We start from the raw sequence: 5,203 nt of genomic DNA on the forward strand, positions 1-5,203 counted from the left end.
GGTCCGTTGGTCAAGGGGTTAAGACACCGCCTTTTCACGGCGGTAACACGGGTTCGAATCCCGTACGGACTATGGTATGTTGTGGTTGAGGCACTTGATGAAAAAAGATTAAAAAAGTTTCAAAAAAGTGTTGACAAGCGAAAGCGACTGTGATATACTAATATAGTTGTCACTTGAGAGAAGTAAGTGACAAAGACCTTTGAAAACTGAACAAGACGAACCAATGTGCAGGGCACTACAACTAAGGTTGTAGTACTGAACAATGAAAAAACAATAAATCTGTCAGTGACAGAAATGAGTGAGAACTCAAACTTTTAATGAGAGTTTGATCCTGGCTCAGGACGAACGCTGGCGGCGTGCCTAATACATGCAAGTAGAACGCTGAAGGAGGAGCTTGCTTCTCTGGATGAGTTGCGAACGGGTGAGTAACGCGTAGGTAACCTGCCTGGTAGCGGGGGATAACTATTGGAAACGATAGCTAATACCGCATAAGAGTAGATGTTGCATGACATTTGCTTAAAAGGTGCAATTGCATCACTACCAGATGGACCTGCGTTGTATTAGCTAGTTGGTGGGGTAACGGCTCACCAAGGCGACGATACATAGCCGACCTGAGAGGGTGATCGGCCACACTGGGACTGAGACACGGCCCAGACTCCTACGGGAGGCAGCAGTAGGGAATCTTCGGCAATGGACGGAAGTCTGACCGAGCAACGCCGCGTGAGTGAAGAAGGTTTTCGGATCGTAAAGCTCTGTTGTAAGAGAAGAACGAGTGTGAGAGTGGAAAGTTCACACTGTGACGGTATCTTACCAGAAAGGGACGGCTAACTACGTGCCAGCAGCCGCGGTAATACGTAGGTCCCGAGCGTTGTCCGGATTTATTGGGCGTAAAGCGAGCGCAGGCGGTTAGATAAGTCTGAAGTTAAAGGCTGTGGCTTAACCATAGTACGCTTTGGAAACTGTTTAACTTGAGTGCAAGAGGGGAGAGTGGAATTCCATGTGTAGCGGTGAAATGCGTAGATATATGGAGGAACACCGGTGGCGAAAGCGGCTCTCTGGCTTGTAACTGACGCTGAGGCTCGAAAGCGTGGGGAGCAAACAGGATTAGATACCCTGGTAGTCCACGCCGTAAACGATGAGTGCTAGGTGTTAGACCCTTTCCGGGGTTTAGTGCCGCAGCTAACGCATTAAGCACTCCGCCTGGGGAGTACGACCGCAAGGTTGAAACTCAAAGGAATTGACGGGGGCCCGCACAAGCGGTGGAGCATGTGGTTTAATTCGAAGCAACGCGAAGAACCTTACCAGGTCTTGACATCCCTCTGACCGCTCTAGAGATAGAGTTTTCCTTCGGGACAGAGGTGACAGGTGGTGCATGGTTGTCGTCAGCTCGTGTCGTGAGATGTTGGGTTAAGTCCCGCAACGAGCGCAACCCCTATTGTTAGTTGCCATCATTCAGTTGGGCACTCTAGCGAGACTGCCGGTAATAAACCGGAGGAAGGTGGGGATGACGTCAAATCATCATGCCCCTTATGACCTGGGCTACACACGTGCTACAATGGCTGGTACAACGAGTCGCAAGCCGGTGACGGCAAGCTAATCTCTTAAAGCCAGTCTCAGTTCGGATTGTAGGCTGCAACTCGCCTACATGAAGTCGGAATCGCTAGTAATCGCGGATCAGCACGCCGCGGTGAATACGTTCCCGGGCCTTGTACACACCGCCCGTCACACCACGAGAGTTTGTAACACCCGAAGTCGGTGAGGTAACCGTAAGGAGCCAGCCGCCTAAGGTGGGATAGATGATTGGGGTGAAGTCGTAACAAGGTAGCCGTATCGGAAGGTGCGGCTGGATCACCTCCTTTCTAAGGATAAGGAACTGCGCATTGGTCTTGTTTAGTCTTGAGAGGTCTTGTGGGGCCTTAGCTCAGCTGGGAGAGCGCCTGCTTTGCACGCAGGAGGTCAGCGGTTCGATCCCGCTAGGCTCCATTGGTGAGAGATCACCAAGTAATGCACATTGAAAATTGAATATCTATATCAAATAGTAACAAGAAAATAAACCGAAAACGCTGTAGTATTAATAAGAGTTTATGACTGAAAGGTCAGAAAAATAAGGTTAAGTTAATAAGGGCGCACGGTGGATGCCTTGGCACTAGGAGCCGAAGAAGGACGTGACAAACGACGATATGCCTTGGGTAGCTGTAAGTAAGCGATGATCCAGGGATTTCCGAATGGGGGAACCCAACAGGTACTACCTGTTACCCGCATCTGTTAAGGATGTGAGGAGGAAGACGCAGTGAACTGAAACATCTAAGTAGCTGCAGGAAGAGAAAGCAAAAGCGATTGCCTTAGTAGCGGCGAGCGAAACGGCAGAAGGGCAAACCGAAGAGTTTACTCTTCGGGGTTGTAGGACTGCAATGTGGACTCAAAGATTATAGAAGAATGATTTGGGAAGATCAGCCAAAGAGAGTAATAGCCTCGTATTTAAAATAGTCTTTGTACCTAGCAGTATCCTGAGTACGGCGGGACACGTGAAATCCCGTCGGAATCTGGGAGGACCATCTCCCAACCCTAAATACTCCCTAGTGACCGATAGTGAACCAGTACCGTGAGGGAAAGGTGAAAAGCACCCCGGGAGGGGAGTGAAATAGAACCTGAAACCGTGTGCCTACAACAAGTTCGAGCCCGTTAATGGGTGAGAGCGTGCCTTTTGTAGAATGAACCGGCGAGTTACGTTATGATGCGAGGTTAAGTTGAAGAGACGGAGCCGTAGGGAAACCGAGTCTGAATAGGGCGCCTTAGTATCATGACGTAGACCCGAAACCATGTGACCTACCCATGAGCAGGTTGAAGGTGCGGTAAGACGCACTGGAGGACCGAACCAGGGCACGTTGAAAAGTGCTTGGATGACTTGTGGGTAGCGGAGAAATTCCAAACGAACTTGGAGATAGCTGGTTCTCTCCGAAATAGCTTTAGGGCTAGCGTCGACATTAGAGATTCTTGGAGGTAGAGCACTGTTTGGGTGAGGGGTCCATCCCGGATTACCAATCTCAGATAAACTCCGAATGCCAATGAATTATGGTCGGCAGTCAGACTGCGAGTGCTAAGATCCGTAGTCGAAAGGGAAACAGCCCAGACCACCAGCTAAGGTCCCAAAATAATTGTTAAGTGGAAAAGGATGTGGGGTTGCACAGACAACTAGGATGTTAGCTTAGAAGCAGCTATTCATTCAAAGAGTGCGTAATAGCTCACTAGTCGAGTGACCCTGCGCCGAAAATGTACCGGGGCTAAAACAATTTACCGAAGCTGTGGATACCTTTATAGGTATGGTAGGAGAGCGTTCTATGTGTGATGAAGGTGTACCGTGAGGAGTGCTGGAACGCATAGAAGTGAGAATGCCGGTATGAGTAGCGAAAGACAGGTGAGAATCCTGTCCACCGTAAGACTAAGGTTTCCAGGGGAAGGCTCGTCCGCCCTGGGTTAGTCGGGACCTAAGGAGAGACCGAAAGGTGTATCCGATGGACAACAGGTTGATATTCCTGTACTAGAGTATGTAGTGATGGAGGGACGCAGTAGGCTAACTAAAGCAGACGATTGGAAGTGTCTGTCTAAGCAGTGAGGTGTGAACTGAGTCAAATGCTTAGTTCTATAACATTGAGCTGTGATGGGGAGCGAAGTTTAGTAGCGAAGTTAGTGACGTCACACTGCCAAGAAAAGCTTCTAGCGTTTAAACATACTCTACCCGTACCGCAAACCGACACAGGTAGTCGAGGCGAGTAGCCTCAGGTGAGCGAGAGAACTCTCGTTAAGGAACTCGGCAAAATGACCCCGTAACTTCGGGAGAAGGGGTGCTGACTTTAAGTCAGCCGCAGTGAATAGGCCCAAGCAACTGTTTATCAAAAACACAGCTCTCTGCTAAATCGTAAGATGATGTATAGGGGGTGACGCCTGCCCGGTGCTGGAAGGTTAAGAGGAGTGCTTAGCGTAAGCGAAGGTATGAATTGAAGCCCCAGTAAACGGCGGCCGTAACTATAACGGTCCTAAGGTAGCGAAATTCCTTGTCGGGTAAGTTCCGACCCGCACGAAAGGCGTAATGATTTGGGCACTGTCTCAACGAGAGACTCGGTGAAATTTTAGTACCTGTGAAGATGCAGGTTACCCGCGACAGGACGGAAAGACCCCATGGAGCTTTACTGCAGTTTGATATTGAGTGTCTGTACCACATGTACAGGATAGGTAGGAGTCTATGAGATCGGGACGCCAGTTTCGAAGGAGACGTTGTTGGGATACTACCCTTGTGTTATGGCCACTCTAACCCGGATAGGTGATCCCTATCGGAGACAGTGTCTGACGGGCAGTTTGACTGGGGCGGTCGCCTCCTAAAAGGTAACGGAGGCGCCCAAAGGTTCCCTCAGAATGGTTGGAAATCATTCGCAGAGTGTAAAGGTATAAGGGAGCTTGACTGCGAGAGCTACAACTCGAGCAGGGACGAAAGTCGGGCTTAGTGATCCGGTGGTTCCGTATGGAAGGGCCATCGCTCAACGGATAAAAGCTACCCTGGGGATAACAGGCTTATCTCCCCCAAGAGTTCACATCGACGGGGAGGTTTGGCACCTCGATGTCGGCTCGTCGCATCCTGGGGCTGTAGTCGGTCCCAAGGGTTGGGCTGTTCGCCCATTAAAGCGGCACGCGAGCTGGGTTCAGAACGTCGTGAGACAGTTCGGTCCCTATCCGTCGCGGGCGTAGGAAATTTGAGAGGATCTGCTCCTAGTACGAGAGGACCAGAGTGGACTTACCGCTGGTGTACCAGTTGTCTTGCCAAAGGCATCGCTGGGTAGCTATGTAGGGAAGGGATAAACGCTGAAAGCATCTAAGTGTGAAACCCACCTCAAGATGAGATTTCCCATGATTTTATATCAGTAAGAGCCCTGAGAGATGATCAGGTAGATAGGTTAGAAGTGGAAGTGTGGCGACACATGAAGCGGACTAATACTAATAGCTCGAGGACTTATCCAAAGTAACTGAGAATATGAAAGCGAACGGTTTTCTTGATTTGAATAGATATTCAATTTTGAGTAGGTATTACTCAGAGTTAAGTGACGATAGCCTAGGAGATACACCTGTACCCATGCCGAACACAGAAGTTAAGCCCTAGAACGCCGGAAGTAGTTGGGGGTTGCCCCCTGTGAGATATGGAAGTCGCTTAGCT

2 tRNA genes and 3 rRNA genes are annotated in these 5,203 nt (G+C 49.7%); all 5 read left to right on the top strand.

Annotated elements, in window-relative coordinates:
• The 5 genes from N8L39_RS09190 (at position 1) to rrf (ending at position 5,202) form a co-directional block, all read left to right on the top strand.
• Positions 1–72, top strand: a tRNA-Glu gene (locus tag N8L39_RS09190).
• Positions 73–313: 241 nt separating this feature from the next.
• Positions 314–1,859 (top strand): 16S ribosomal RNA (locus tag N8L39_RS09195).
• 51 nt (positions 1,860–1,910) lie between these two features.
• Positions 1,911–1,983, top strand: a tRNA-Ala gene (locus N8L39_RS09200).
• Positions 1,984–2,108: 125 nt separating this feature from the next.
• A 23S ribosomal RNA gene (locus N8L39_RS09205) occupies positions 2,109–5,010 on the top strand.
• Positions 5,011–5,086: 76 nt separating this feature from the next.
• Positions 5,087–5,202, top strand: a 5S ribosomal RNA gene (rrf, locus tag N8L39_RS09210).
• The 16S, 23S and 5S rRNA genes sit together here with 2 tRNA genes alongside, the layout of an rRNA operon.
• Position 5,203 lies beyond the last annotated feature (1 nt).

The organism is Streptococcus mitis (assembly GCF_946190285.1).
In the GTDB taxonomy this organism is placed as follows: Bacteria; Bacillota; Bacilli; order Lactobacillales; family Streptococcaceae; genus Streptococcus; species Streptococcus mitis_CP.